Source organism: Bradyrhizobium sp. CER78, from assembly GCF_029846235.1.
Lineage (GTDB): Bacteria > Pseudomonadota > Alphaproteobacteria > Rhizobiales > Xanthobacteraceae > Bradyrhizobium.
Genome location: NZ_JARVWP010000001.1, coordinates 443,690 through 467,811 on the forward strand (window position 1 = coordinate 443,690; position 24,122 = coordinate 467,811).

At 65.2% G+C, this 24,122-nt stretch carries 17 protein-coding genes; 7 read left to right on the plus strand and 10 right to left on the minus strand.

Annotated elements, in window-relative coordinates; all coding sequences use genetic code 11:
- Positions 1-16: 16 nt before the first annotated feature.
- Positions 17-1,123, plus strand: coding sequence for a DUF2336 domain-containing protein (locus QDT69_RS01940; protein ID WP_279704971.1), 1,107 nt, complete (start codon positions 17-19; stop codon positions 1,121-1,123).
- Here QDT69_RS01940 and QDT69_RS01945 read toward each other — a convergent pair.
- On the minus strand, positions 1,120-1,758 hold the full coding sequence (locus QDT69_RS01945) for a DUF1109 domain-containing protein (RefSeq protein WP_050420163.1): 639 nt from the start codon (positions 1,756-1,758) through the stop codon (positions 1,120-1,122). The genes QDT69_RS01940 and QDT69_RS01945 overlap by 4 nt on opposite strands.
- A gap of 2 nt (positions 1,759-1,760) precedes the next feature.
- A complete protein-coding gene (locus QDT69_RS01950; protein ID WP_279704972.1) occupies positions 1,761-2,306 on the minus strand; it encodes a sigma-70 family RNA polymerase sigma factor in 546 nt (181 codons plus the stop codon).
- A gap of 326 nt (positions 2,307-2,632) precedes the next feature.
- Here QDT69_RS01950 and QDT69_RS01955 point away from each other — a divergent pair, with 326 nt between their 5' ends.
- Together QDT69_RS01955 and QDT69_RS01960 are read left to right on the plus strand one after the other, a co-directional pair.
- On the plus strand, positions 2,633-3,319 hold the full coding sequence (locus QDT69_RS01955; protein ID WP_279704973.1) for a hypothetical protein: 687 nt from the start codon (positions 2,633-2,635) through the stop codon (positions 3,317-3,319).
- Between the two features lie 126 nt (positions 3,320-3,445).
- Positions 3,446-4,225 (plus strand): enoyl-CoA hydratase, encoded by a 780-nt coding sequence (locus QDT69_RS01960; protein ID WP_074131641.1) that lies wholly within the window; start codon positions 3,446-3,448, stop codon positions 4,223-4,225.
- Positions 4,226-4,284: 59 nt separating this feature from the next.
- Here QDT69_RS01960 and QDT69_RS01965 read toward each other — a convergent pair whose 3' ends face one another.
- Positions 4,285-6,183, minus strand: coding sequence for an acetyl-CoA hydrolase/transferase C-terminal domain-containing protein (locus QDT69_RS01965; RefSeq protein ID WP_279704974.1), 1,899 nt, complete (start codon positions 6,181-6,183; stop codon positions 4,285-4,287).
- A gap of 241 nt (positions 6,184-6,424) precedes the next feature.
- Between QDT69_RS01965 and QDT69_RS01970 the strand changes: the two genes are divergently transcribed.
- Both QDT69_RS01970 and QDT69_RS01975 read left to right on the plus strand, forming a co-directional pair.
- A complete protein-coding gene (locus QDT69_RS01970) occupies positions 6,425-7,843 on the plus strand; it encodes a TolC family outer membrane protein (RefSeq protein WP_279704975.1) in 1,419 nt (472 codons plus the stop codon).
- 138 nt (positions 7,844-7,981) lie between these two features.
- Positions 7,982-8,950, plus strand: a complete 969-nt coding sequence (locus tag QDT69_RS01975) for an amidohydrolase family protein (RefSeq protein ID WP_279704976.1) — start codon at positions 7,982-7,984, stop codon at positions 8,948-8,950.
- Here the strand turns inward: QDT69_RS01975 and QDT69_RS01980 are convergent.
- From QDT69_RS01980 to QDT69_RS01990, 3 genes are all read right to left on the minus strand, one after another.
- A complete protein-coding gene (locus tag QDT69_RS01980) occupies positions 8,943-12,077 on the minus strand; it encodes a CusA/CzcA family heavy metal efflux RND transporter (RefSeq protein WP_279704977.1) in 3,135 nt (1,044 codons plus the stop codon). The genes QDT69_RS01975 and QDT69_RS01980 overlap by 8 nt on opposite strands.
- Before the next feature lie 40 nt (positions 12,078-12,117).
- Positions 12,118-13,365 carry an efflux RND transporter periplasmic adaptor subunit gene (locus QDT69_RS01985; protein ID WP_279704978.1) on the minus strand — a complete coding sequence of 416 codons (1,248 nt, stop codon included), beginning with the start codon at positions 13,363-13,365 and terminating at the stop codon, positions 12,118-12,120.
- Positions 13,366-13,516: 151 nt separating this feature from the next.
- Positions 13,517-14,908, minus strand: coding sequence for a CoA transferase (locus QDT69_RS01990; protein ID WP_279704979.1), 1,392 nt, complete (start codon positions 14,906-14,908; stop codon positions 13,517-13,519).
- A gap of 203 nt (positions 14,909-15,111) precedes the next feature.
- Here QDT69_RS01990 and QDT69_RS01995 point away from each other — a divergent pair, with 203 nt between their 5' ends.
- On the plus strand, positions 15,112-15,399 hold the full coding sequence (locus QDT69_RS01995; protein WP_050420153.1) for a hypothetical protein: 288 nt from the start codon (positions 15,112-15,114) through the stop codon (positions 15,397-15,399).
- 241 nt (positions 15,400-15,640) lie between these two features.
- Here QDT69_RS01995 and QDT69_RS02000 read toward each other — a convergent pair whose 3' ends face one another.
- From QDT69_RS02000 to QDT69_RS02015, 4 genes are all read right to left on the minus strand, one after another.
- Positions 15,641-16,174 carry a transposase gene (locus QDT69_RS02000; RefSeq protein ID WP_279704980.1) on the minus strand — a complete coding sequence of 178 codons (534 nt, stop codon included), beginning with the start codon at positions 16,172-16,174 and terminating at the stop codon, positions 15,641-15,643.
- Positions 16,175-16,246: 72 nt separating this feature from the next.
- Positions 16,247-19,816: an error-prone DNA polymerase gene (locus QDT69_RS02005; protein WP_279704981.1), complete on the minus strand. Its 3,570-nt coding sequence runs from the start codon at positions 19,814-19,816 to the stop codon at positions 16,247-16,249.
- Positions 19,813-21,309: a DNA polymerase Y family protein gene (locus QDT69_RS02010; RefSeq protein WP_279704982.1), complete on the minus strand. Its 1,497-nt coding sequence runs from the start codon at positions 21,307-21,309 to the stop codon at positions 19,813-19,815. Before QDT69_RS02010 ends, QDT69_RS02005 begins: the two co-directional genes overlap by 4 nt.
- 208 nt (positions 21,310-21,517) lie before the next feature.
- Entirely contained in the window at positions 21,518-22,312 is a 795-nt protein-coding gene (locus QDT69_RS02015; RefSeq protein WP_279704983.1) for a DNA repair protein, read from the minus strand.
- A gap of 257 nt (positions 22,313-22,569) precedes the next feature.
- Here QDT69_RS02015 and QDT69_RS02020 point away from each other — a divergent pair, with 257 nt between their 5' ends.
- Positions 22,570-24,003, plus strand: a complete 1,434-nt coding sequence (locus tag QDT69_RS02020; protein WP_279704984.1) for a UdgX family uracil-DNA binding protein — start codon at positions 22,570-22,572, stop codon at positions 24,001-24,003.
- Positions 24,004-24,122: the final 119 nt, after the last annotated feature.

Genomic DNA, 24,122 nt, shown 5'->3' on the forward strand with positions numbered 1-24,122 from the left:
GCTCCAGGACAGAGTCATGAGTTTGAAGCCCGAGACCGCCCCCGAAAGTCTGCTCGACGAGCTGCAGACGACGCTTGCGCACGGCACCGTCGCACGCCGTGTCGAGACGCTGCGCCGCGTGACAGACCTCTTCATCAACGGCTCGGTCAACTATTCCAACGAGCAGATCGTGCTGTTCGACGACGTCTTCCAATGCCTGCTCGAGCACATCGAAAATTCGGCCAAGGCGCTGCTCGCCAACCGCCTCGCCCCGATCGACACCGCGCCGCCGCAGACCATCCGCACCCTCGCATTCGACGATCTGATCGAGGTCGCAGGCCCGGTGCTGACGCTGTCGCCGCGGCTCGACGACGACACCCTGATCGAGACGGCGCGCAGCAAGAGCCAGGCGCATCTGCTCGCGATCTCCAACCGCAAAACGCTGAGCGGCGCCGTCACCGACGTGCTGGTGCTGCGCGGCAATGACGAGGTGATCCAGAGCGCGGTCAACAATCCCGGCGCGGAGTTCACCGAGCGCGGCTTCACCCGCCTGGTCGGCCGCGCCGAGGGCGACGACAACCTGTCGACCTGTGTCGGCCTGCGCCCGAACATCCCGCGGCATCTCTATCTCAAGCTGGTCGCGAAGGCCTCCGACGCCGTCAGGCAGCGGCTCGAGGCTGCCAACCCGCAGCAAGCCAAGGAGATCCCGATCGCGGTGAAGGAAGCGACGCGACGCGCGCGCTCGGCACCCGCCGCCGTGACGCCGGACACCACGATCGCGCATGCGCTGGTCAAGTCGCTCTACCAGGACGGCCGGCTCGACGAATTCCAGCTTGCGGCCTTCGCCGAGGCCGGCAAGTTCGACGAGACCAATGCCTCGCTTGCCGCGCTCGCCAATGTCTCGGTCAGCGTCGCCGAGAACATGATGATCGAAACCCGCGCCGAGGGCGTGATGATACTGGCGAAGGTGTCGGGCCTGTCATGGTCGACGGTGAGATCGATCATCAATCTGCGCGACGACATCTCGGGCGGTGAGCCGACCGATTTGCAGGCCTGCAAGGACACCTATGAGCGGCTGCGGCCATCGACCGCGCAGCAGGTGCTGCGCTTCCATCGCATGCAGCAATCCGCGCCCGCGGCCTAATATCTCAGCGCCCGTTTCCCCATCAACGCGCCGACGCTCGCGACGATCGCGGTCGCCAGCGTGTACCAGGTGGCAACGAACAGCGGCGAGTCATCGGTGCAGTGCGACGCATAGACGGTGGCCGCGAGGCCTGCGCAGAGCAGGCCCGCCACCGCGCCGGCGACCGCCGGCCGCGCCGGCGCGCCCTGCCGCAGCCCATACAGCGCGCCGACCAGCAGCGGCAGCGACATCGCGGGGATCGCGGTCATGCACGCCATCGAGTTCTTGCCGATCAGCCGCGTCATCATCGGCGTGCGCTGCGGCATCATCATCTCGCCGCTGATCGCGGCAACGAGGATGCCGGCGGGAATCAACAGCCACCAGCCGAAGCTGCGCAGCGAGGCTTCCGGCCGTGACAGATGCAGGCTGACCGCGATGGCCGAAGCGGCGAGCGCCAGCGTCACCGCAAACTTCAGGTCGAAGAACGGATTATGCATCGCGGTCATCACGTCGGGCCGCACGCCGAGCTCGGCAAAGAAGATCAAGAGCGAGACCGGCGCCGCCGCCAGCAGCGCCAGCATCAGCGCAAGACCGATCGGGCGCGCACGATACGCATTGTCGGCGGCAAGGGTTCGAATGAGTTGATCGGTATCCATGCTCATCGGTCCCGTAATTTCGTAGTGAGACTCGCAAGCCCGCGATGCAGCGCGACCCGCACCGCGCCCTCGGTCATCGAGAATTTCGCCGCAGTATCCTTGATCGAGGCGCTGTCGACCGCAATCGATTGCAGCACGTCGCGCTGCCGCGCCGGCAAGGCCTGCAGCTGGGCGGTGACCTCGCTGGGCGATGCTGTCGGCTCCGGCGTTTCCCCCGGCAGCGTCTCGGCGAAGTCATCGATGTTGACGAAGATGCGCTTGCCGCGGCGGCGCAGCGCGTCGATCAGCTTGTTGCGTGCGATCGCGAACAGCCACGGCGCGAACGGGGCGTTCGCATCCCAGGTCTGTCGCTTCAAATGCACCGCCAACAAGATGTCCTGCACGATGTCCTCGGACTGATCGACCGGTTGTCCCGCGCGCGCCAGGCCACGTCGCGCCGCGGCACGGAGTACCGGCGTGATGGCCTTGAGCAGGCGATGATACGCCGCGTCATCGCCAGAAATGGCCGACCGCATCAGGTCGGTCCATTCATCCTCACGTTCGCGCACGCAGGCTCCTGAATTGCAATTCGGCCGATCTTTCAGTTCGTTACGCGGCCAGCCAAGAATATCACGAATTCGTGATCGCGATCCTCCGGTCAGGCCGCGCCGGAGATCGGGCGCAAAGAATCGCTCCGGCGGGTTTCCAGACACCACGGCTCATAACACCGATCGGTCCCACAAGCATCGGGGTGCCGTAGCCGATCACCCGCTGGGACGAAATTGCCCAGCTTTTGCCCCCTGAGGCCCGAAGATTCCCTTTTTTTGCCCCGGTGTGGACACGCAGCGGGGTCTCATTTCGGCTTTGGGACGGGCGAAATGGGGAGATCATCAGAATGAAGATCAAAGCCAATGGGCGCTTGGCCTTGATGGTCGCGACAGGGCTGACCGGGCTTGCCATGTGTCTCGCTGTTCCGTTGCCGGCGCATGCGGCCGGTTCGGACGCATCGGCAACGAAATCCGACAACGCAACGACCGATAAGTCCGCGCAACAGAGTTCGCGGCATGTCCGGCGCCATGCGCGCCACAGCTCCTCCAAGACCGCTGACAAGTCGGCCGACAAATCCGAGAGCAAGAAGACGGCCAGCAAGGATGCCGGAAGCGTGACGTCGGCCGGCATGCCGGCCACGGTCGCCAATGCCAATGCGGAGCTGACATCCGGAGACGGCAATGCGAGTACCCCACCCGCCAGCGTCAATCCGGTGCTGGCCGCCTCCGACAAGCCCACCGACACGCAACCCGACGGCAGCGTGGTCGCATCCGACCAGCTCAACGACCTCGACCGGGCCCTGCAGCAGGAGCAGCCGGCGGAACAAGCGCAACCGGTTCAGCCACAGACCGCCCAGCAGGAGGCGCCGGCTGTGCAGCCGCTACCTGCCGCTGCAGCGGCACCCAAGCCGGCGCCGGTTCTGGCCAGCAGCGACAGCGCGAGCTGGGACCAGACCTCGCTGATCGGCAAGATCTTCATCGGCTTCGGCGCCCTGCTCACGGTGGCCTCCGCCGCGCGGATGTTCATGGCCTAGCCGAGGCGCCTGCGGCTTGCGGCGCTGGGTAGCGCCGCACCGCGGCCCAAAGCCTCGCTTCAGCCACTTGAAGCGCATCCCGCCAGCAGGCACATTGCCCGCCAAATCAGGCACGGGGTTTGCGTCATGGCTACGTTCGAATTCATCATCGTCGAAAGCAAGGGACCGGTTGGCGTCATCACGCTGAACCGGCCGAAAATGCTGAATGCGCTGTCGTTCGGCGTGTTCCGCGAGATCGCCGCGGCGGTCGACGATCTCGAGGCCGACGACAAGATCGGCTGCATCCTGATCACCGGCAGCGAGAAGGCCTTCGCAGCCGGCGCCGACATCAAGGAGATGCAGCCGAAGGGCTTCATCGACATGTTCAACAGCGACTTCACCGCCATCGGCGGCGACCGCGTCGCCCGTTGCCGCAAGCCGACCATCGCGGCGGTCGCGGGTTACGCGCTCGGCGGCGGCTGCGAGCTCGCGATGATGTGCGACATCATCATCGCCGCCGACACCGCCAAGTTCGGCCAGCCGGAAATCACCCTCGGCACCATCCCGGGCATCGGCGGCACGCAGCGCCTGACCCGCGCGATCGGCAAGTCGAAGGCAATGGACCTCTGTCTCACCGGACGGATGATGGATGCGGCGGAAGCCGAGCGCTCGGGCCTGGTGTCGCGGATCGTTCCGGCCGACAAGTTGCAGGAAGAAGCACTCGCCGCCGCCGAGAAGATCGCCTCGATGTCGCGTCCGGCCGCCGCGATGGCCAAGGAAGCCATCAACCGCGCGTTCGAGACGCCGCTTTCGGAGGGCATGAATGTCGAGCGCAACCTGTTCCACTCGACCTTCGCGCTCGAGGATCGCTCCGAGGGCATGGCGGCCTTCATCGAGAAGCGCAAGCCGGTCAACAAGAACCGCTAAAGCGCGATGAGATCAGGTTGAAACGTCATCGCGCTTTAGCTTTTTGTTTGCGCATGACCTCATTGGAAAACCGCTTCGCACTTTTCCGGATCATGTGTTGCTCCCCGGCTCCGTTGCAGTGCCGCGGTGACGAGCGCGCGATAGGCGCGCTCGGCAAAATGCGTCGGCTTGTCGAGACCGAGCCGCGCCAGGCATTCGCCGTCGGCGGCATCGGGCGGATGCCGCATCCCCTGCCACAGCAGGCCGGCGAGTTGCAGCGGCGTGCGCTGCGCCTGCTGCAAGATCTGCAGCGCCGGAATCAGCCGTTGCTCGACGTCGGTGAAATCACTGCCGAACGGGAATGACGGCAGCAGGCCCGCTTCGCGCGCGGGCTTCAGCGCAGCGCTGATCCGCTCCGGATAGTTCTCGCGGTGAGCGGCCGGGATTTCGTGATCACGCGGCAGCTTGCCGGCATCCTTGGCCTGCCGCATCAGCTCGCTTTGGAAACGCGAGTCCGACACCTCCAGCATCGCGGCGATCACGCCCGCATCGGATTTTCCACGCGTATCCGCGACCCCATACTCGGTGACGAAGATATCGCGCAGGTGACGCGGGATGGTCTCGTGGCCATAGGACCAACGGATGTTCGACTGCGCCTGCCTGCCGGATTGATGGGTTGCCTCCAGTGCCAGCACCGAACGTGCGCCCTCGAGCGCGAACGCCTGCGCCACGAAATTGTACTGGCCGCCGACACCGCTCACGACCTGGCCGTTGTCGAGCCCGTCGGAGATTGCAGCGCCCAGCAGCGTCGCCATCATCGCATTGTTGACGAAGCGCGCATCGACACGGGCGCGGCGCTTGCCTTCCTCGTCGCCGAAGATCTCGTTGGTGAAGGACACAGGCATCATCTGGATTTGTGCCAGCTGCTCGGGCCCCATCTCGCGCAGCGCCCGATAGAACGATTGCGGTCCGAGGAAGAATGCGCCGTGCAGGACCACGCCGCCAATGTCGCGCGTGAGGATGCCGGCGTCGATCAGCCCGAGGAACGCCTCGAACAACATCTCGCTGACGCCATAGAGGCCCTTCTCGAACGGCCCGGTCTTGGCCGCCGCGGACTGTGCGGTGCCGGGCGCAAGGCGCTGCATGATGCCGTGGAATTGGGCGTTGTCGCGGTGGCGGACCACGAGGCCCTGTGCCAGCGCATCGCCGACCTGCCCGATGCCGATCTGCAGCGTGCCGCCATCGCGCACCAGACCGGCGGCATGCAATCCGATCGCATATTTGGTGTCGCTGATCGGCTCGGACGGCGGCGCGAACAGCGGGAAATCGGTGTCGGGACTATCGAGCACCGCGGCGAATTCATCCGCCGGCAGATCGCCGGGTCCGGGCATGAACGGAAGCTCGGAATTGACCTGGCCGACCAGCTTGAATGACGCCCGTCCCTGCGCACGAGCGCGCAGCACGTCGAGCGTCGTGTCGGTGTTGCAGCTCAGGCTATAGCGCGGCACGCCGTCGACGACGCGCTTGGCGACCAACTGGGGAACGACATTCAGTCCGCGCGACAGCAGGTACGACGCGGCGTGGGTGTAATTCGCGGAAATGTAGTGCTGCTGCGCAAAGGGCTGATACAGCCACTGCCCCGCGAGGAAGAAGAACTCGATCACCTTGATGTTGGGCGGAAGCGCGCCGCGATGCAGCGCATCGGCATAAGCGAGATCGGGGTAACCGCCGAACAGGCGATCGATCACCGGACCGATGAAGCGTTGTTCGAGCAGGCTCTTCGGCTTCGGCTTTTCCAGCGTCAACGCGGAGAACAGCGTCAAGTTGATGGAGCGGTCGGCCACCGCCCGCGCATACAGCGCGTTGACTATGTGGTTGGCCTTGCCGAGGCCGAGCGGCAGCCCGACCACCAGTTCGGTTCCGACGTCACGAATGATGTGCTCCGCGATCGCCTCGGGGTCGGAGAACAATATGGGCATCAGCAATGGACCCGGCGGAGACAGTGGATAACCGGCGCCGCGGAATCGGCGCCCGGCCAATCGAATCTATACTTCATATGACAGCTACGTTCGCCTGTGACGAACCGGCAACAGACAACAGCCGAAATGATGTGCAGATGTCGTGCGGCGGTTTGCCTGTGGCCGCGCCGCCCCGTAAACAGGTAGATGTGTCGGCGGCGTCGGCGGAGGCGGACTGCCGGGGTTTGGTGTGCGGGATCACATGGTTGAGCGTGCCGCTGATATTGGCGACGTAGCGAGGCGCGTGCTTTTGTCGGGCATCGGCCTTGGCGCCTTGGTATGCGCGCTGCTGGCTGACTCCCCTGCCCGCGCCGAGAGCCTGCCGGACGCGCTGGTCAAGGCCTATCAGACTAATCCGCAGCTCAACGCCGAGCGGGCGCGCCAGCGTGCGACCGACGAGAACGTGCCACAGGCGCTGGCCGGCTACCGTCCCCAGGTCGCGGCCAGCCTGTCGGCCGGCTTGCAGGCGGTGCGCGACCAATTGCCCGGAAACGTCCTCCAGACCGCGACGCTACGGCCCTGGCAGATCGGCTTGACCGTCACCCAGACTCTGTTCAACGGTTTTAAGACCGCCAACAGTGTCCGCGTCGCCGAGTTGCAGGTCCAGTCCGGCCGCGAGGCGCTGCGCAATGTCGGCCAGGGCGTGCTGCTCGACGCCGTCACCGCCTACACCAACGTGCTGGCCAACCAGACCCTGGTGGAGGCGCAGCGGTCCAACGTCGCCTTCCTGAAGGAGACCCAGGCGATCACGCAGCGCCGCCTCAATGCCGGCGATGTCACCCCGACCGATACCGCCCAGGCCGAGGCCCGGCTCAACCGCGGTCTCGCCGATCTCAACGCCGCCGAGGTCAACTACGCGGTCAGCCAGGCGACCTATGCGCAGGTGGTCGGCAACCCGCCGTCGCAATTGCGGCCAGCCGACACCACCGACCGGCTGTTGCCGCGCAGCCGCGAGGATGCGATCGCGCTTGCGCTGCGCGAGCACCCGGCTGTGACCGCGGCCGGCTTCGATGTCGACGTCGCCTCGACCTCGATCCGCGTCGCCGAGAGCAGCCTGATGCCGAACATCACCGTACAGGGCAGCGTCAGCAAAAATCGAGATTCCGACACGTCGCTCAGCACGTTCGGAACCGATCAGGCCTCGGTGATCGGACAGATCACGCAACCGATCTATGACGGCGGCACTGCAGCCTCGCAGACCCGGCAGGCCAAGGAAGTGGCGGCGCAGAGCCGCCTCGTGCTCGACCAGGTCCGCAATCAGGCCAAGACCGCCGTGGTCAGTGCATGGGTCGCCAATGAAGGCGCCAAGATCGCGGTGTCGGCCTCCGAGTCCGAGGTGAAGGCCGCCGAGGTCGCGCTAGCCGGCGTGCAGAAGGAAGCCGCCGGCGGCCAACGCACCACGGTCGACGTGCTCAACGCCCAGCAGGATTTGATCACGGCACGGGCCCGTCTGATCGGCGCGCAGCGCGACCGCGTAATCGCCTCCTACACATTGCTCAGCGCGATCGGACGCCTCGACGTCAAGACGCTCAATCTCAAGACGCCCGACTACCTGCCCGAGGTGCACTACCATCAGGTGCGCGACGCCTGGCACGGCCTGCGCACGCCGTCGGGACAATAGGCCTCGTGGAACCGGTCGCAGCGCGAACCGGCCCTTTCCGCCCGCTCTCACCGCCGATAGTCTCCGCGCCCGCCGGCAACCAATAATGCCGGTGCGCGGACTAAGCGCATAACAGCCGAGCACGCAGGGAGACGTCCAATGCTGACGCGACGCGATATGATGCTGGCTTCCATCGCAGCCGGAGTGACCATGACCAGCAGCAACGCATTTTCCAAGGCCGCCCAACCATCGACGCCGGTGAATTTCGACGTGCCTGCCGGTGCATGCGACTGCCACACCCACATCCATGGCGACCCCGAGAAATTCCCGTTCTTCGCCGGCCGCGTTTATACGCCGGAACCGGCCTCGCCGGAGGAGATGAGCGCGCTGCACAAGGCGCTGCATGTCGAGCGCGTGGTGATCGTGACGCCGAGCGTCTACGGCCCCGACAATTCGTCGACGCTGTTCGGCATGACGGCGCGCGGGCCGACGGCGCGCGGCGTCGCGGTGATCGACGACAAGACCAGCGAGAGCGATCTCGATGCCATGCAGAAGGTCGGCTTCCGCGGCATCCGCCTCAACCTTGCGACCGGCGGTGTCAACGATCCCAATGTCGGCCGGCAGCGCTTCTCGGCTGCGATCGAGCGGATGAAGGCGCGCGGCTGGCATGTCCAGTTGTTCACCAGCCTCGCGATGATCACTGCGATCAAGGACCTCGTCGCGGCAGCGCCGGTACCTGTGGTGTTCGACCATTTCGGCGGCGCCGAGGCCGCGCTGGGTACCGGTCAGCCGGGCTTTGACGACCTGCTGGCGCTGGTCAAATCCGGCAAAACCTACGTCAAGATCTCCGGCGCCTACCGCGCCTCCAAGCTTGCCCCCGACTATGCCGATGCCACGCCGCTGGCGCAGGCGCTGATCGCGGCCAATGCCGAGCGCATCGTCTGGGGCACCGACTGGCCGCACCCGGATTCGGTGACGCCGGCGGGCAAGAAGGTCACCGACGTGACGCCGCTGTACCAGATCGACGACGGCCGCCTCCTCAACCAGCTTCCGGTCTGGGCGCCGGACGCCGCGGTGCGCAAGACCATCCTGGTCGACAACCCGGCGCAGCTCTACGGCTTTACCTGACGCTATCTTTCGGCCGGCGCGAGAAATAGGAAATCAGCACCGGCAGCGTGATCAGGATCACCAGCGGCGCCAGCATCATGCCGGTGACGACGACGATGGCGAGCGGCTTCTGCACCTGCGAGCCGATGCCCTCCGACACCGCCGCCGGCAGCAGGCCGATGCCCGCGACCACGCAGGTCATCAGCACCGGACGAAGCTGCAATTCGCCGGTGCGGATCACCGCGCGCATCCGGTCGTAGCCTTCGTCGATCAGTTGGTTGAACTGCGACAGGATGATGATGCCGTCCATCACGGCGATGCCGAACAGCGCGATGAAGCCGATCGCCGCCGACACGCTGAACGGAATGCCGGAGATCAAAAGCCCGAGCACGCCGCCGAAGATCGCCATCGGGATCACGCTCATCGCGAGCATGGTGTCGACCATCGAGCCGAAATTGAAGAACAGCAGCACCGCGATCAGCACGAGGCTGATCGGCACCACGATCGACAGCCGCTTGATCGCGTCCTGCAGATTGCCGAACTCGCCGACCCATTCGAGACGCGAGCCGGGCGGCAGCTGGACCTGCTCGTTGACCTTTTGCTGCGCCTCCAGGATCGCGCTGCCGAGGTCACGGTCACGCACCGAGAACTTGATCGGCAGATAGCGCTCCTGCTGCTCGCGATAGATGTAGGCCGCGCCGGAGATCAGGTTGATCGAGGCGACTTCAGAGAGCGGGATCTGCGTGATGCCGCCATTCGTGCTCGCCACTCCGATCCTCAGATTATGGATCGCCTCCGCGCTCTTGCGATATTCGGGCGCGAGGCGAACGATGATCGGGAAGTGCCGGTCGCTGCCGGGTTCGTAGAGATCGCCCGCGGTGTCGCCGCCGACCGCGACCTTGATCGTGGCATTGATGTCGCCCGGGGACAGGCCGTAGCGCGCCGCCCGCGCACGGTCGACGTCGATCTGGATCGTCGGCTGGCCGAGCGAGGTGAACACTGCAAGGTCAGTGACGCCCTGCACGGTCGACAGCACAGACTTGATCTTGTTGGCAGTGTCGCTCAACGCCTGCAGATCGTTGCCGTAGAGCTTGATCGAGTTCTCGCCCTTCACGCCTGACACCGCCTCCGAGACGTTGTCCTGCAGGTATTGCGAGAAGTTGAATTCGACGCCCGGAAATTTCTCCTGCAACTGCGCCAGCAATTGCGCGGTGAGCACGTCCTTGTCGTGGGTATCAGGCCATTCGCCGGCCGGCTTCAGCGGTGCGAAGAATTCAGCGTTGAAGAATCCTGCGGCGTCAGTGCCGTCGTCGGGACGGCCGTGCTGCGACACCACCGACACCACCTCGGGACGGCTGCGGATCAGCTTCCGCATCTCGTTGACATAGGCATTGCCTTCCTGCAGCGAGATCGTCGGCGGCAGCGTGGCGCGGATCCACAGATTGCCCTCTTCCAGCTTGGGCAGGAATTCGAGGCCGAGGAAGCGCACGAAGATGATGGTCATGACCACGAGGCCGGCCGCGCCAGCCATCACGATCTTGCGGTTGCCGATCGCCCAGTTCAGCACCGGCAGGTAGATCCCGTCGAGCTTCTTGACGATCCAGGTCTCGGTTTCGTGGATATGTGCCGGCAGGATGATCGCGCTCAGTGCCGGCGTGATGGTGAAGGTCGCCAGCAATCCACCCGCCAATGCATAGGCATAGGTTCGCGCCATCGGCCCGAAGATGTTGCCCTCAACGCCGCCCAGCGTGAACAGCGGCAGGAACGCGGCGACGATGATGGTGGCGGCGAAGAAGATCGAACGCGACACGTCGGCGGCGGCAGAGAAGATGGCGTGGCTCTTCATCCCCATCACCGTGTCCTCGGAGATGTGGCTTCGCTCCTCGTCCGACAGTGCCGTGGTCTGTGACAGCCGGCGGAAGATCGCTTCCACCATGATCACGGTGGCGTCGACGATCAGGCCGAAATCGATCGCGCCGACCGAGAGCAGATTGGCGGATTCGCCGCGCAGCACGAGGATGATCACGGCGAAGAACAGCGCGAACGGGATCGTCGCGCCGACAATCAGCGCGCTGCGGAGATCGCCGAGGAAGATCCACTGCAACAGCACGATCAAGAGGATGCCGACCACCATGTTGTGCAGCACGGTGTGGGTGGTGAGTTCGATCAGGTCCTTGCGGTCGTAGATGCGTTCGATCTTCACGCCCGGCGGCAGGATCGAGGAACTGTTGATCTGGTTGACCAGTTGCTCGACGCGGGCAATCGTCGGCGAGCTCTGCTCGCCGCGGCGCATCAGCACGATGCCCTGCACGATGTCGTCGTCACTGTCGATGCCGGCGATGCCGAGCCGCGGCTTCTCGCCGATCGTGACGGCGCCGACGTCCCTGACCAGCACCGGATTGCCGCCGGATTGCGAGATCATGGTGTTGGCGAGATCGTCGACCGAGCGGATCAGGCCGACGCCGCGCACCACGGCCGATTGCGAGCCGATGTTCACGGTGTTGCCGCCGACATTGATGTTGGCGTTGGAGACCGCCTGCAGCACCTGCGGCAAGGTCAGGCCGTTGGCGACCAGCTTGTTGAAGTCGACCTGGATCTCATAGGTCTTGGTCTTGCCGCCCCAGCCGGTGACGTCGATCACGCCGGGCACCGCGCGGAAGCGGCGTTGCAGCACCCAGTCCTGCAACGTCTTGAGGTCGAGCACGCTGTAGTTCGGCGGCCCCTTGAGGCGATAGCGGAAGATTTCTCCGATCGGGCTTGTCGGCGAGATGCCGGGCTGCACGTTGCCCGGCAACGGCGCGAGCTGCGACAGGCGGTTGAGCACCTGCTGCAGCGCCTGGTCATAGGTATAGTCGAAGGAGAACTGCAGCTTGACGTCGGACAGGCCGTACAGGGAGATGGTGCGGATGGTCTTGAGGTTCTTGATGCCGGCGACCTGGGTCTCGATCGGGATCGTGATGTAGCGCTCGATCTCCTCGGCCGAGAGGCCCGGGCTCTGCGTCACAATGTCAACCATCGGCGGGGTCGGATCGGGATAGGCCTCGATATTGAGCTGCTGGAACGCAAGCAGGCCGCCGATGAAGACGGCGGCGAACATGGCCACCATCAAGTAGCGGCGATTGACGGCAAGGGCGACGAGGCGATCCATTCAGATCGGCGCTTTCAACTGGAAGGGATACTTGATGGGTTTAGGTGCCGGACGCGGCGCGGTCGATGAAGAGGCTTCCCTTCGTCACGATCTGCTCGCCCGGCTTGAGATTGCCGGCCACCTCGACGAGGTCGCCATTGATGAGGCCGGGCTTGATCTGGCGCAGCTCGATGGTCTTGTCATCGGCTCTCGCGACCCAGACGCGAACCTGATCGCCCTCGTAGATCAGCGCCTGCTTCGGCACGCCGACCGCCGGGTGATCGCCCTTCGAATACAGGGTCACATTGGCGAACATTTCCGGCTTCAACCGGTTGTCCGCGTTGTCGATGGTGGCGCGGACCAGCAGCCGGCGCGAGGTCGCATCGATCGCGGCGGCGACATAGTTGACCCGGGCGTTCAGCACCTTGCCGGGCAGCGCCATCACGCTGAAGCTGAGGTCCTGCCCAATCGCAACATTGTCGGCATCGGATTCGCGGACAAAGGCGATCAGCCAGACCGTCGAGAGATCGCCGATCACGTAGACCGGGTCGCTGGCGCCGGTCGAGACATATTGGCCGGGGCCGGCCTTGCGCTGGACCACGGTGCCGCCGATCGGCGCGAACACCGTCGTCTCCGGATTAAGGCGGCCCTTCTGCTGCAAGGTCGTGATGGCTTCGTCGCCGAAGCCGAGGATGTGCAGCTTGTTCTGCGCGGCTTCCAGCAGCGTCTGCGCCGAGCGCGCATCGTTCTGCGCCTGCACCAGCGCGGCCTGCGCAGTCTGGTAATCCTTCAGCGGGATCGCCTTGCCCTCGGACAGGTCCTTGGCGCGCTTTTCCTGGATCTCAGCGAGGTCGAGCGCCGACTGGGCCTTGTTGAGACCGGTCATCGCGGCGACGTAGTCGTTCTGCGCCTGCACGGTGTCGGCCGCTTCGATCACGAATAGCGGCTGCCCCTTCACCACGGCATCGCCCGGCCGCACCAGGAGGCGGGTCACCCGCCCGGTATAGGGCGAGTAGACCGGGGTGGAGCGGTCCTCATCGATCCCGATCTTGCCCTCGGTCACCAGCTCGGAGCGGAACGTATGTTCGGTGACGGTCTGGAAGGTCAGGCTGGCCCACTCGGCGGCCGACGGCGTATAGCGCGTGCCCCCCTTGCGGGACTGGCTGGAGACTTCCGAAGGCCTTGGCTTTTCTGCGCCGAGACGCGTGTAGCCATAGGCACCCGCGCAGGCGACCACCAGCAGCGCCGCGGTCACGACCAGGCGCGGGCGGCCAAAGCTCTTCATTTTGTTGGGGAACTCTTTCAGCATGCGGTCCGCAGGGTCGTTCGTTGCAGCTTCCGGCGGGACAACCCCAGCGGTGCGCTAATAGTGCCGAATTGGCGCTCTAAACAACCTATAAATCGCACTTCGATGACGCCTGTGGCTAAAGTTCGGGTAGCGTGAACAGCGGCTGAATGTCTCATCCGGGAAACTCCGGGGGATTGCTGCCGAGCGGCATGGCCGGGCGGAACCAATGGGCTGGGGTCCGCGACAGCACAGCCGCGTGCCGGACCGAACTCAGCATGCCAAAACCGGACGGCAACTGCTCGATGAAGGGCAGCACCGCTTCCGCCTTGAGGTCCTCGGTCGCGAGGCCCCCATCGAGGCGGCCGAGATTCCACAGCCAGCGCCCGGTTTGCGCCAGCGACACCCGGACATGCCAGCTGCCGCCCTCCCGCGCCTGGCGAGCCCTGGCCATCATGGCGCCGAAGGCCATGAAATATCCGGTGGCGTGGTCGAGCATCTGGGCCGGCAATTCCTTCGGCCCATCGACGCCGGCCGCCTGCCCCTCGGCGTGATTGAAGCCGGTCGTGGTCTGCACCAGCGAATCGAAGCCGCGCCGCTCCGCCCACGGACCAGCATGGCCATAGGCCGAGAGCGTCACATAGACGATCCCGGGATTGATGCGGGCCGCCTCCTCCGGCGAGAAGCCGAGCCGCGCAATCGCCTGCGGACGATAGCCCTGCGAGAGAATATCGGCCTGCGCCACGAGATCGCGCATCACGCCGCGCCCCTCCTCGCTGCGCAGCTCGAGGAACGCCGTCAGCTTGCCGCGGCCGGTATCGATGGTCAGCCAGGGAATCGCCGGCAGATCGGGACCGGAGATCAAGAGCACGTCGGCGCCATGCGCCGCGAGCGTGCGACCTGCGACGGGACCTGCGATCACGCGCGACAGATCGAGCACACGGATGCCGGCCAGCGGCCGGTCGCCGGCCGGCCATGGCTTTGGCGCGGCCTCTCCGATCTTCTCGATCGAGATCAGCGGCAGTTTTGCCAGTTCTTTGGCATGCGGCGTCGCGGACCATTCATCATAGGAGCGCATCAGGGCGACGACGCCGCCGGCGGCATAGGCCGCGGTCTCGAACGCTTCGCCGTCCCATTGCAACAGTGCGGCCTGGACGTCGTCGCGCTCGGCATTGCAGCCCAGCACCTTGCAGACGGCGTCGCGGTGACGCGGGAAATTGGTGTGGAGACGAACGAAGCGGCCGTCGCGGACACGGTAGACGCCGGCGATCTTGTCCCAGGCCGGCGGCGGCGGCTTGTCGTCGACCCGCAAATAACGCTCGCTGCGGCATTCGACCACGGCATGAAGCATGTCGACCGCGACGTCCTGCGCCTCGCCGCTACGAGCCTTCCATATCTCGGCCGCCGCAAGGCCGGCCGCCGCGATCGGCGCCTGCGCGGCCGCTGCGACACGAAACGACGACGGCAGTTGCGGCTCGCTGCCGGTCAGCCTGACCGCATGGAGCGCGGACGGCGCACCGCCGGCGCCGGTCCAGACATCGGCAAGGATTTCACGGATGTCCTGCATCGCATTCCTCTTTGCGATTAATCTATGCCCGAGCATGATGACAAAACGGCAATGCCCGATCCAAACCCTTATTTGGCATGATCTTTTCGGAAAACCGTTTTCACACTTTTGCGGATCATGCCTTGTTTGGGCATGACCTTCTCCGAAAACCGCTTCACACTTTTCCGGATCATGCCTTCTGGCCGACCCGAACAGGAGTTGCAATGGCTGCCATCGATCCCATCACCGCCGGCGGTGTCTTCCTCGCGACCGCAGCGACCGACGCGGTCTACGTCATGTTCACCTCGGCGGTCGTCGCGCGCAAGCGCGTGCCGGCGGCGACCTGGAGCAGCGTCTGGTACGTGCTCTCCTCCTATGCGGTGATCAGCTACACCGAGAACTGGCTCTATGTCGCCTTCGCGGCAGCCGGCTCGTGGGTCGGCGCCTATGCATCGATCACCTTCCTGCACCGCCCGCCGGGCGGACCGCCGGTGGGGGCTGCGGTGGAGTAGTTGCTTCGAGCTCGCTCCGCTGTCGTCCCTGCGAAAGCAGGGACCCATACTCCGCGGGCCCGTGTCGTGAACGGAACGCGTCGTTCCGCCATCGCACAGCAATAACCATCGGTGGTTATGGGTCCCTGCTTTCGCAGGGACGACAGCGAGGTCGCGCAATGCCGCGATGGACGCTACAATCCGCGCGCATCAGATCGTAGGGCGGATTAGCCGAAGGCGTAATCCGCCATTCCCTCGGGGATCATCGTCGTTCGCCGAAGTCGCCGCTCATCGCGACGTCACCACCCCAGTCGTCCGGGAACAATCCTGCGCGGACGTCGCGATGAAACGAGGAGTAGGGCCGATCGCGCACCCGTGCGGCATGCCCATGCTTTAGCGGATTGATGTAGCAATATTCGACGTGACGCGCGTAATCAGTTTCGCCGCGGATCAGATGTTCCCAGAACCGACGTTGCCAGATTCCACGTTCGTTGCGAGCGATACGAACGTCGCTGAGCTGTTCATGCTTTGGCAGCGCTCTTGCGAAACGGTTCTTGACCAGCCGCCAGCGCGTGGAGAAATCGGTATCGCCTGACGGCAAGGTCCAGACCGCATGCAGATGATCGGGCAGGACAACGAATGCGTCGATTGTAAAGGAATAGTCCCGATGCGTCGCCTCAACGGCGTTGCGCAATTCCGCAATATAGTCAACGAGCAGGGTTTGTCGTCGGTCCAGCAGGTTTACCGTGAAGAACCAACAGCCACCGGGGATGAATGCGCGACGATAATTCGGCATGAGCTTCACGTTGGTTGAACTGAGCGGCGGATTACGCCTTCGGCTAATCCGCCCTACGATTCGCGTATCCCCTCAATGAAAATCCCGTGACGGCGGCAGGATGCGGACGTTGCGGGGGTGGCGGATCCTTTGCGGCGAGTTGTCGCCGTGATCGCGGCGGTCGTCGTTGAGCGGCTCGATCAAGGCCGGGCCGGCCGGCACCGGATGCTTGCTGACAGGGGATTCGTTGGCGAGGCCGATCAGATCGTGGGAGCGGTCGGTCATGCGCTGCGCCACCAGATGCGTGACGCCCTCGGGGCTGCTCTGGATATAGCCCTCGACCAGGATCAGGCGCGCGCCCATCACTTCCTTGCGGTACTGCTCCATCACCTTCGGCCACACCACGATGTTGGCGATGCCGGTCTCGTCCTCCAGCGTCATGAACACGACGCCCTTGGCGCTGCCCGGCCGCTGCCGCACCAGCACCACGCCGGCGCAACGGACGCGGCGGCGGTCGTTGCTGCGATTGATGGTGTGGCAGGCGACGACGCGTTCCCTGGTGAACATCTCGCGCAGGAATTCCATCGGGTGGCCCTTCAGCGACAGGCGGATGGTCTGATAGTCGGCGACCACCTGCTCGGGACGAGGCATCTCCGGCAGCGGCTCTGCGCCCTCATCCGGCTGCTCGCGCGCAGTCGCGGCCTCGAACAGCGGCAGCGGCACATCGTCGGGCAGCCGCCGCACCGCCCACAGCGCCTCGCGGCGGTCGAGCCCGAGCGAGCGGAACGCATCGGCATCGGCGAGCAGGATCAGCGCGCGCTTGGGCAGAGCGGTATCGCGGGCGAAATCCTCCAGCGAGGTGAACGGCCGGCGGTTGCGCGCCGCGACGATGCGGTCGGCCCAGTCCAACTCTCCGTCCAAGGCCGCGCGGGAGGTGGGCGGGTTCCCTCCCCCCTTGCGGGAGAGGGTTAGGGAGAGGGGTAAGCCGCAAGGACGGTGGTCGTGGCTTACCCCTCTCTCCAACTCTCCCCCACAAGGGGGGAGAGAGCCCATCCGTTCGTGCCTTCCTGACTCATTAACATCTACGCTTCGCGTGCCTCCGATGCGCAATTGCGCATCGGAGAATGACGATTGGAGAGCTTTCAACCGCTCCTCATCCTCATCCAGCCAACGAAAGCCGTCGATCTGGCGGAAGCCGAGCCGCACCGCGCAGTGCTCGCCGACCTTCTCCTCCAGCGTGTTCTGCGCAAAGCTGAAGGAGACATCGACCTCGCGCACCGTGACGCTGTTCTTGCGGGCGTCGCCGACGATCTGCGCCGGAGCGTAGAAGCCCATCGGCTGCGAGTTGAGCAGGCCGCAGCAGAACGCATCGGGATGATAATGCTTCAGCCATGAGGAGATGTAGACGAGCTGTGCGAAGCTCGCGGCGTGGCTTTCCGGGAAGCCGTAGCTGCCAAAACCCTTGATCTGGTCGAAGCAGCTGCGGGCGAAATCCGGATCGTAGCCGCGCACCACCATGTTGCCGACCAGCTTCTCCTCATAGGTGCCGATGGTGCCGACGTTCCGGAAGGTCGCCATCGAGCGGCGCAGGCCGTTGGCCTCTTCGGAGGTGAACTTTGCCGCCTCGATCGCGATCCGCATCGCCTGCTCCTGGAACAGCGGCACGCCGAGCGTCTTGTGCAGGACATTATGGAGTTCGTCCGGCGGGCCGTGCTCGGGCGCCGGCGATGGATAGCTTTCCTTCTCGACGCCGTTCCGCCGCCGCAAATACGGATGCACCATGTCGCCCTGGATCGGCCCGGGGCGCACGATCGCGACCTCGATGACGAGATCGTAGAAGGTGCGCGGCTTCAAGCGCGGCAACATGTTCATTTGCGCCCGGCTCTCGACCTGGAACACGCCGAGCGACTCGCCACGGCACAGCATGTCGTAGACCTCTGGGTCGTCCTGCGGGACCGAGGCGAGCTCCCAGTGCTCGCCCTTGTGGTCTGAGATCAGGTCGAAGCATTTGCGGATGCAGGTCAGCATGCCCAGCGCGAGCACGTCGACCTTCATCATATGCAACGCGTCGACGTCGTCCTTGTCCCATTCGATGAAGGTGCGGTCGTCCATCGCGGCGTTGCCGATCGGCACATAGGTGTCGAGCCGGTCCTGGGTCAGCACATAGCCGCCGACATGCTGCGAGAGATGGCGTGGAAACTCGATCAGCTCGGTGGCGAGCTCGACCGCAAGATTGATCATCGCGTTCGCAGGATCCAGCCCGGCCTGCCGCACCTGCATGTCGTTGAGGCCCTTGCCCCAGCTGCCCCACACGGTGTCGGCGAGCGCCGCGGTGACGTCCTCGGTCAGCCCGAGCGCCTTGCCGACATCGCGGATCGCGCTGCGCGGACGATAATGGATGATGGTGGCGATGATCGCAGCGCGGTGGCGGCCGTAGCGGCGATAGACATATTGCATCACCTCCTCGCGCCGCGAATGCTCGAAATCGACGTCGATGTCGGGCGGCTCCAGCCGCTCCTTGGAGATGAAGCGCTCGAACAACAGATCGACCTTGGTCGGATCGACCGAGGTGACACCGAGCACGTAGCAGACCGCCGAATTCGCCGCCGAACCGCGCCCCTGGCACAGGATGTTCTGGCTGCGCGCATAGCGCACGATGTCGTGCACGGTGAGGAAGTAATGCGCGTATTTCAGCTCGGCGATCAGCGCGAGCTCCTTGTTCAGGGTGGCGCGAAGTTTTTCGTCGATCTCGCCGCCGAAATATTTGTCGACGCCGGCCCAGGTCAGGTCCTCCAGATGCTGCTGCGCGGTCTTGCCCGGCGGCACCGGCTCATCGGGATACTGGTATTTGAGCTGGTCGAGCGAGAACGAGATACGCCCGGCGAAGCGCATGGTTTCCGCGATCGCGTCCGGCAGATCGCGGAACAGCCTGATCATCTCATGCGCCGGCTTGAGATGCCGCTCGGCATTGGCCTCGAGCCTACGGCCGACAGCCTCGATCGTGGTCTTTTCGCGGATGCAGGTCAGCACGTCCTGCAACGGGCGGCGCGCGGGATGATGATAGAGCACCTCGTTGGTGGCGAGCAGCGGCACACCGGCATCGGTAGCGAGGCCATGCAGCCGCGCGAGACGGCGCTTGTCGTCGCCGCGATAGAGCAGGCTTGCGGCGAGCCAGACGCCGTCGGCGGCGCTGGCCTTCAATCGCGCGAGCACGTCGAGCGCGTCAGCCGTCTCGTATCGATGCGGCAGCGCCAGCACCAGCAGCTGGCCTTCCGCGAAATCGATCAGATCAGGCAAAGTGAGCCGGCAGTCGCCCTTCTCGACCCGCTCGACGCCAACACCGCGCTTGCCGCGGGTCAGCAATTGGCACAGCCGGCCATAGGCGGCGCGGTCGCGCGGATAGACCAGGATATCGGGCGTGCCGTCGATGAAGACGATGCGGGCGCCGACCAGGAACTTGGGCGGATGGGCGACCTTCTCGCTGTCGAGCTCCTTCCAGGCGCGCACCACGCCGGCCAGCGTGTTGTGATCGGCGATTCCGATCACGGGGATCCCGAGTTCGCTCGCCTGATGCACATAGGCGCGCGGATCGGAGCCGCCGCGCAGGAAGGAGAAGTTGCTGGTGATGCCGATCTCGGCATAGTCGAGCAGCGGTGTTGTCATGCGAACAGCCCGTGCACATACCAGTTGGCCGGAACGGGCTTGTCTTCCTCGTCGCGCAGTTCACTCTCGTAAAGACCGTCGCGAAAGATCCAGAAGCGCTGGCCCTCGGCATCTTCGACGCGGAAATAGTCGCGCGTCAGCGCCGCGCCGTCCTGCTTCCACCATTCCATCGCGATACGCTCGGGGCCTTCGACCCGCACCACCGCGTGCAGGGCGCGCCGCCAGGTGAATTGGTGCGGCGGACCGTCCGGCACGCTCGCGAACGGCACCTTGATCGGCTCGGGCCGCTCGAACAGCCTGAGCGGCCGCAGCGGCGGCTCGCCGGTGACGCGCTCCGGCCAGGCGGCGGCACTGGCGGCGGCCAGATGATGCTGCGCCGGCAGCGCGAGCGCCGCGCGCTCGGGGATATGGCTTTCCAGCGGCAGATGCACGACGACGCGTTTGCCGCCGATGCGGGCGGCGATGCGATCGATCAGCGCCGAGATCTCGTCATTGTCGTGCACAGTGGTGTCGAGATCGCGCTGCTGCTGCACTACGATCTCGGTACGCCCGGCGGCAAGGCGAATGAGATCGAAGCCGAAGCCGGGATCGAGCGGATCGTTGAGCGCATCGAGCCGCTCGCGGAACAGACGGTCGATCATCTCGGGCCGCGTCACCGGACGCCCGGTCTCGACCATGATCGTGCGCACCGCACCGTCAGTGCGGAAGAAGCTCGCTTCCAGTTGCCGCGCGCCCTTGCCCTGCTTGTCCATCGCCGCAACCAGCATCTTGGCGAGGCTCGACAGCGTCAGCGCGATCACGGTGTCGGTCGCAATCGGTTCGGGGAAACGCTTCTCGACGATGTAATCGGGCAGCGGCTTGCGCGGGCTGATCGGGGCATCGCCCTGCCCGAGCGCGTGGCTGAGCAAGGTGGTGAAGGCCGCGCCGAACCGCGCCGAGATCTCATGCGGTGCGCGCGCGGCGACATCGCCGATGGTCTTCAAGCCGGCGCGGCGCAGGCCGGTGGTCACAGAGCTATCTGCACCGAGCGCCGACACCGGCAGCGGGCTAACGGCCTGCGCTTCCTCGCCATCGGCGACAATCTTGCCCGAAATGGTGCGCGTCAGCGTGCGCGCCGCGATCGAGGTGCCGGCAATCGCCGCGCTGACCGCAAAGCCGCGACGGCTCAGCGCATTGGTCACGATCTGCAGCAGCGCACGCTCGCCGCCGAACAGGTGCGCGCAGCCGGTGATGTCGAGGAACAGGCCGTAAGGTGCGTCGAGCGCGACCAGCGGCGTGAAGCGGTCGCACCAGTCGGCGATGTCGTTCAACGTCTTCAGGTCGGCGGCGGGGTCGGCGTCGTAGACCGTAAGCTCGGGGCAGATCGCCCGCGCATTGGCGAGCGGCAACCCGATCGACAGCCCGGCCCGCACCGCGGCCTCGTCGATCGCGTGCAGCAGGATCGCGTTGTGGTCTTTTGCGACCACGACGCTGGGGAGGTCCGCTTGCTTCACTTCGTTCGTGAGGGACGCATGGGCGGACGGGTTCCCTCCCCCCTTGCGGGGGAGGGTTAGGGAGAGGGGTGAGCCACATACGCCGGCGTCCGTGGTACCCCTCTCTCCAACTCTCCCCCGCAAGGGGGGAGAGAGCCCTGCCGATGTGCTCACCTCACTTGAAAGCTCTGCCACCTCCCGTGTGTCGATTGGCACAACGTTGCGCCCATCAGCTTGCGAGGCGGTGTCCTGCGCGAGCTTGCGCTTGATGCGGTCGATGGGCAGGCGTGGCAGCCACAGGCTGAGGATACGCCGACGGTTCACTGAATTGGCACTCATCACATTTCCATTCCATGATCCATCGCCCGACCGGGCCATGACGATTGCGCACGAGCTCGGCCTCGACGCGCGGCGCGCCCCAAGGGCTCGCGGCATTGCCGGGCGGCGAATGTGCCGCGCGCACGATCCAGCGCGTCTCCGCGGTCGAGGGGATTGGCGTCGCCGCGATCCGCAGCACCAACGCGGTGACGCCGGAGGCTTGCGCGGCGAGCGTCAATTTGCGGCTGGCGACGAGATCGAGCTGGCGCGCCTGGCCCCAGATTTCGAGCACGACGGCGCCGAGCGCATCGCAGGCGAGCGCATCGGCCGCAGTGCGCAGGCCGCTGTCGACATCGGCGGCGCGCACCGTGACCAGGAGGCGCGGATCGAGACCGAGTTCGGCGAGCCCGCGCATCGACAGCGCGCCGTTCTCGCGATCGGAAAAATCCTGCCGCACCCAGACCAATGGCTTGCGCGCCGATATCAGCCCGGCGAGCCCCGCGATGAAGCCGGTCGCAGCGCCGCCTTGATGGCCGGCCGCGAACACCTCGTGCAGCGCGGCCGGGGCAAGTCCGCCGCGCAGCATCGCGTCCGCGCCGGCATGACCGAGCGCGATGCGGTTCGGCATCGCCGCATCCGACGGCGCCTCGATGCGCGCGATGCTGCCGCGCAGAGACGCAAGCGTACCCGTGCGTGCGCCGTTCATGATGCGCCGCTCCTTCTCGTCAAAATTTGAGGCCGTCACTGACCAGAACAGAGAACCAGGGACTGGCTCATTTGTTCATGTTATGTTCTAATATAAAGCTAACAGGGCCCACAGAGTCAATCGGATTGGTGAGCTCAGTGATTCATGAGTTGAATCAATGAGATTCAGCAGCCGCCGAACCGGGCAGGCCCGTGATCTTCCGCAGTGTCAGCACGCAGGCCCCGAAAATGGCGGCGTGACGGAAACGGAGCAATCGCATGCGTATCATCGTGCTCGACAACGACACCGATTTCGAAGGCTGGCGCAGGGCCGCGCGGCGATTGGCGATCAATGACGTGAAGCCCGCGGAGGTCACCTGGACCATCCGCCGCGATGACGAATTGTCGTCCGCATCCTGCATGAATGACTTGCCTGACGTGCCGCAGGCGCAGTTCAACGTCCCTGCCAAATTCGTCGAGCTCGCAAAGGCCGCGATCCTGCATCGCAGTGACGAGCGCTTCGCCCTGCTCTATCGCCTGCTGTGGCGGCTGCGCAGTCGTCACGATCTGCTCGGCGCAACTGATGACCCTGACGTCGCCGAGGTCCACGCGATGGCGCGCGCGGTCTATGTCGACATCGACAGGATGCACGCGCATCTGCGTTTCCGCGAAATCGGCCGCGAGCGGATGGCGCATTACGTCGCCTGGTTCGAGCCGGAGCATCGCATCGTCGAGCTCGCCGCACCTTTCTTCGCCGGCCGCTTCGCCGACATGCCGTGGTCGATCCTCACTCCCGATGTCTGCGCACATTGGGATGGGCACGCGATCTCGATCACGCCGGGCGTCGCCAAATCCGAGGTGCCGTCCGAGGACCGGCTCGAGGAGGCCTGGCGGCGTCATGACAACGGCCTCTTCAATCCCGCGCGGCTGAAGGTGATGGAGATGCCGCAGGCCTATTGGAGGAACCTGCCCGAGGACTCGATCATTAAGCCGCTGATCGAAGACGCCATGCGCATGACCAGCGGCCCCTTCATCGCCCGCAAGGCGGCGGAGCCGCAGCAGCCGCAGGATCCGCCGATGGCCCGCAAGCAAACTCAGGATGCACAGGTGCGCGACACGATCGCTGCCCTGCGCGACGAGGCCGCCAATTGCCGCGCCTGCCCGCTGTGGCAGGACGCAACCCAGACCGTGTTCGGCGAGGGACCGCAGAGCGCGACGCTGATGCTGGTCGGCGAGCAGCCCGGCGACAAGGAAGATCTCGCCGGCCATCCCTTCGTCGGACCGGCCGGGCAGATGCTCGATCGCGCGCTTGAGGACGCCGGCATCGATCGCGCCACGGTCTACATCACCAACGCAGTGAAGCACTTCAAATTCGTGCCGCGCGGCAAGGTCCGGCTGCACCAGAAGCCGGGCACGCCGGAAATCCGCGCCTGCCGGCAGTGGTACGAGCGCGAGCTCGCCGCCATCAAGCCGGAGCTCGTGGTGGCGCTCGGCGCCACCGCAGCGCAGAGCGTGCTCGGCAAGATCACCCCGATCAACAAGAACCGCGGCCACCTGATCGACCACGACGGAACCAAGGTGCTCGTCACCGTGCACCCATCCTATCTGTTGCGGCTGCCCGACGAAAAAGCCAAGGCGCTGGAATTTCAGCGCTTTATCGACGACCTGAAGATCGCTGCGGGCCACCTCCGCCGTTCGGATCACGCTGCTTGAGTTCCACAAACCGGCGGAACCGAAGCAACCACACGTCAACGTGAAATTGTTCTCAACGCTGATAAATACCTACAACCTTGAATTGATCCGTGGTACTGTGACGTGTTCCGCAGGTATCG

What these genes read in the sequence shown, in the direction of transcription:
- QDT69_RS01940 (WP_279704971.1), top strand. Translation starts at nt 17, where the DNA reads ATGAGTTTGAAGCCCGAGACCGCCCCCGAAAGTCTGCTCGACGAGCTG.
- QDT69_RS01945 (WP_050420163.1), bottom strand. Translation starts at nt 1,758, where the DNA reads ATGGATACCGATCAACTCATTCGAACCCTTGCCGCCGACAATGCGTAT.
- QDT69_RS01955 (WP_279704973.1), top strand. Translation starts at nt 2,633, where the DNA reads ATGAAGATCAAAGCCAATGGGCGCTTGGCCTTGATGGTCGCGACAGGG.
- QDT69_RS01960 (WP_074131641.1), top strand. Translation starts at nt 3,446, where the DNA reads ATGGCTACGTTCGAATTCATCATCGTCGAAAGCAAGGGACCGGTTGGC.
- QDT69_RS01965 (WP_279704974.1), bottom strand. Translation starts at nt 6,183, where the DNA reads ATGCCCATATTGTTCTCCGACCCCGAGGCGATCGCGGAGCACATCATT.
- QDT69_RS01970 (WP_279704975.1), top strand. Translation starts at nt 6,425, where the DNA reads ATGGTTGAGCGTGCCGCTGATATTGGCGACGTAGCGAGGCGCGTGCTT.
- QDT69_RS01975 (WP_279704976.1), top strand. Translation starts at nt 7,982, where the DNA reads ATGCTGACGCGACGCGATATGATGCTGGCTTCCATCGCAGCCGGAGTG.
- QDT69_RS01980 (WP_279704977.1), bottom strand. Translation starts at nt 12,077, where the DNA reads ATGGATCGCCTCGTCGCCCTTGCCGTCAATCGCCGCTACTTGATGGTG.
- QDT69_RS01985 (WP_279704978.1), bottom strand. Translation starts at nt 13,365, where the DNA reads ATGCTGAAAGAGTTCCCCAACAAAATGAAGAGCTTTGGCCGCCCGCGC.
- QDT69_RS01990 (WP_279704979.1), bottom strand. Translation starts at nt 14,908, where the DNA reads ATGCAGGACATCCGTGAAATCCTTGCCGATGTCTGGACCGGCGCCGGC.
- QDT69_RS01995 (WP_050420153.1), top strand. Translation starts at nt 15,112, where the DNA reads ATGGCTGCCATCGATCCCATCACCGCCGGCGGTGTCTTCCTCGCGACC.
- QDT69_RS02000 (WP_279704980.1), bottom strand. Translation starts at nt 16,174, where the DNA reads ATGCCGAATTATCGTCGCGCATTCATCCCCGGTGGCTGTTGGTTCTTC.
- QDT69_RS02005 (WP_279704981.1), bottom strand. Translation starts at nt 19,816, where the DNA reads ATGACAACACCGCTGCTCGACTATGCCGAGATCGGCATCACCAGCAAC.
- QDT69_RS02015 (WP_279704983.1), bottom strand. Translation starts at nt 22,312, where the DNA reads ATGAACGGCGCACGCACGGGTACGCTTGCGTCTCTGCGCGGCAGCATC.
- QDT69_RS02020 (WP_279704984.1), top strand. Translation starts at nt 22,570, where the DNA reads ATGCGTATCATCGTGCTCGACAACGACACCGATTTCGAAGGCTGGCGC.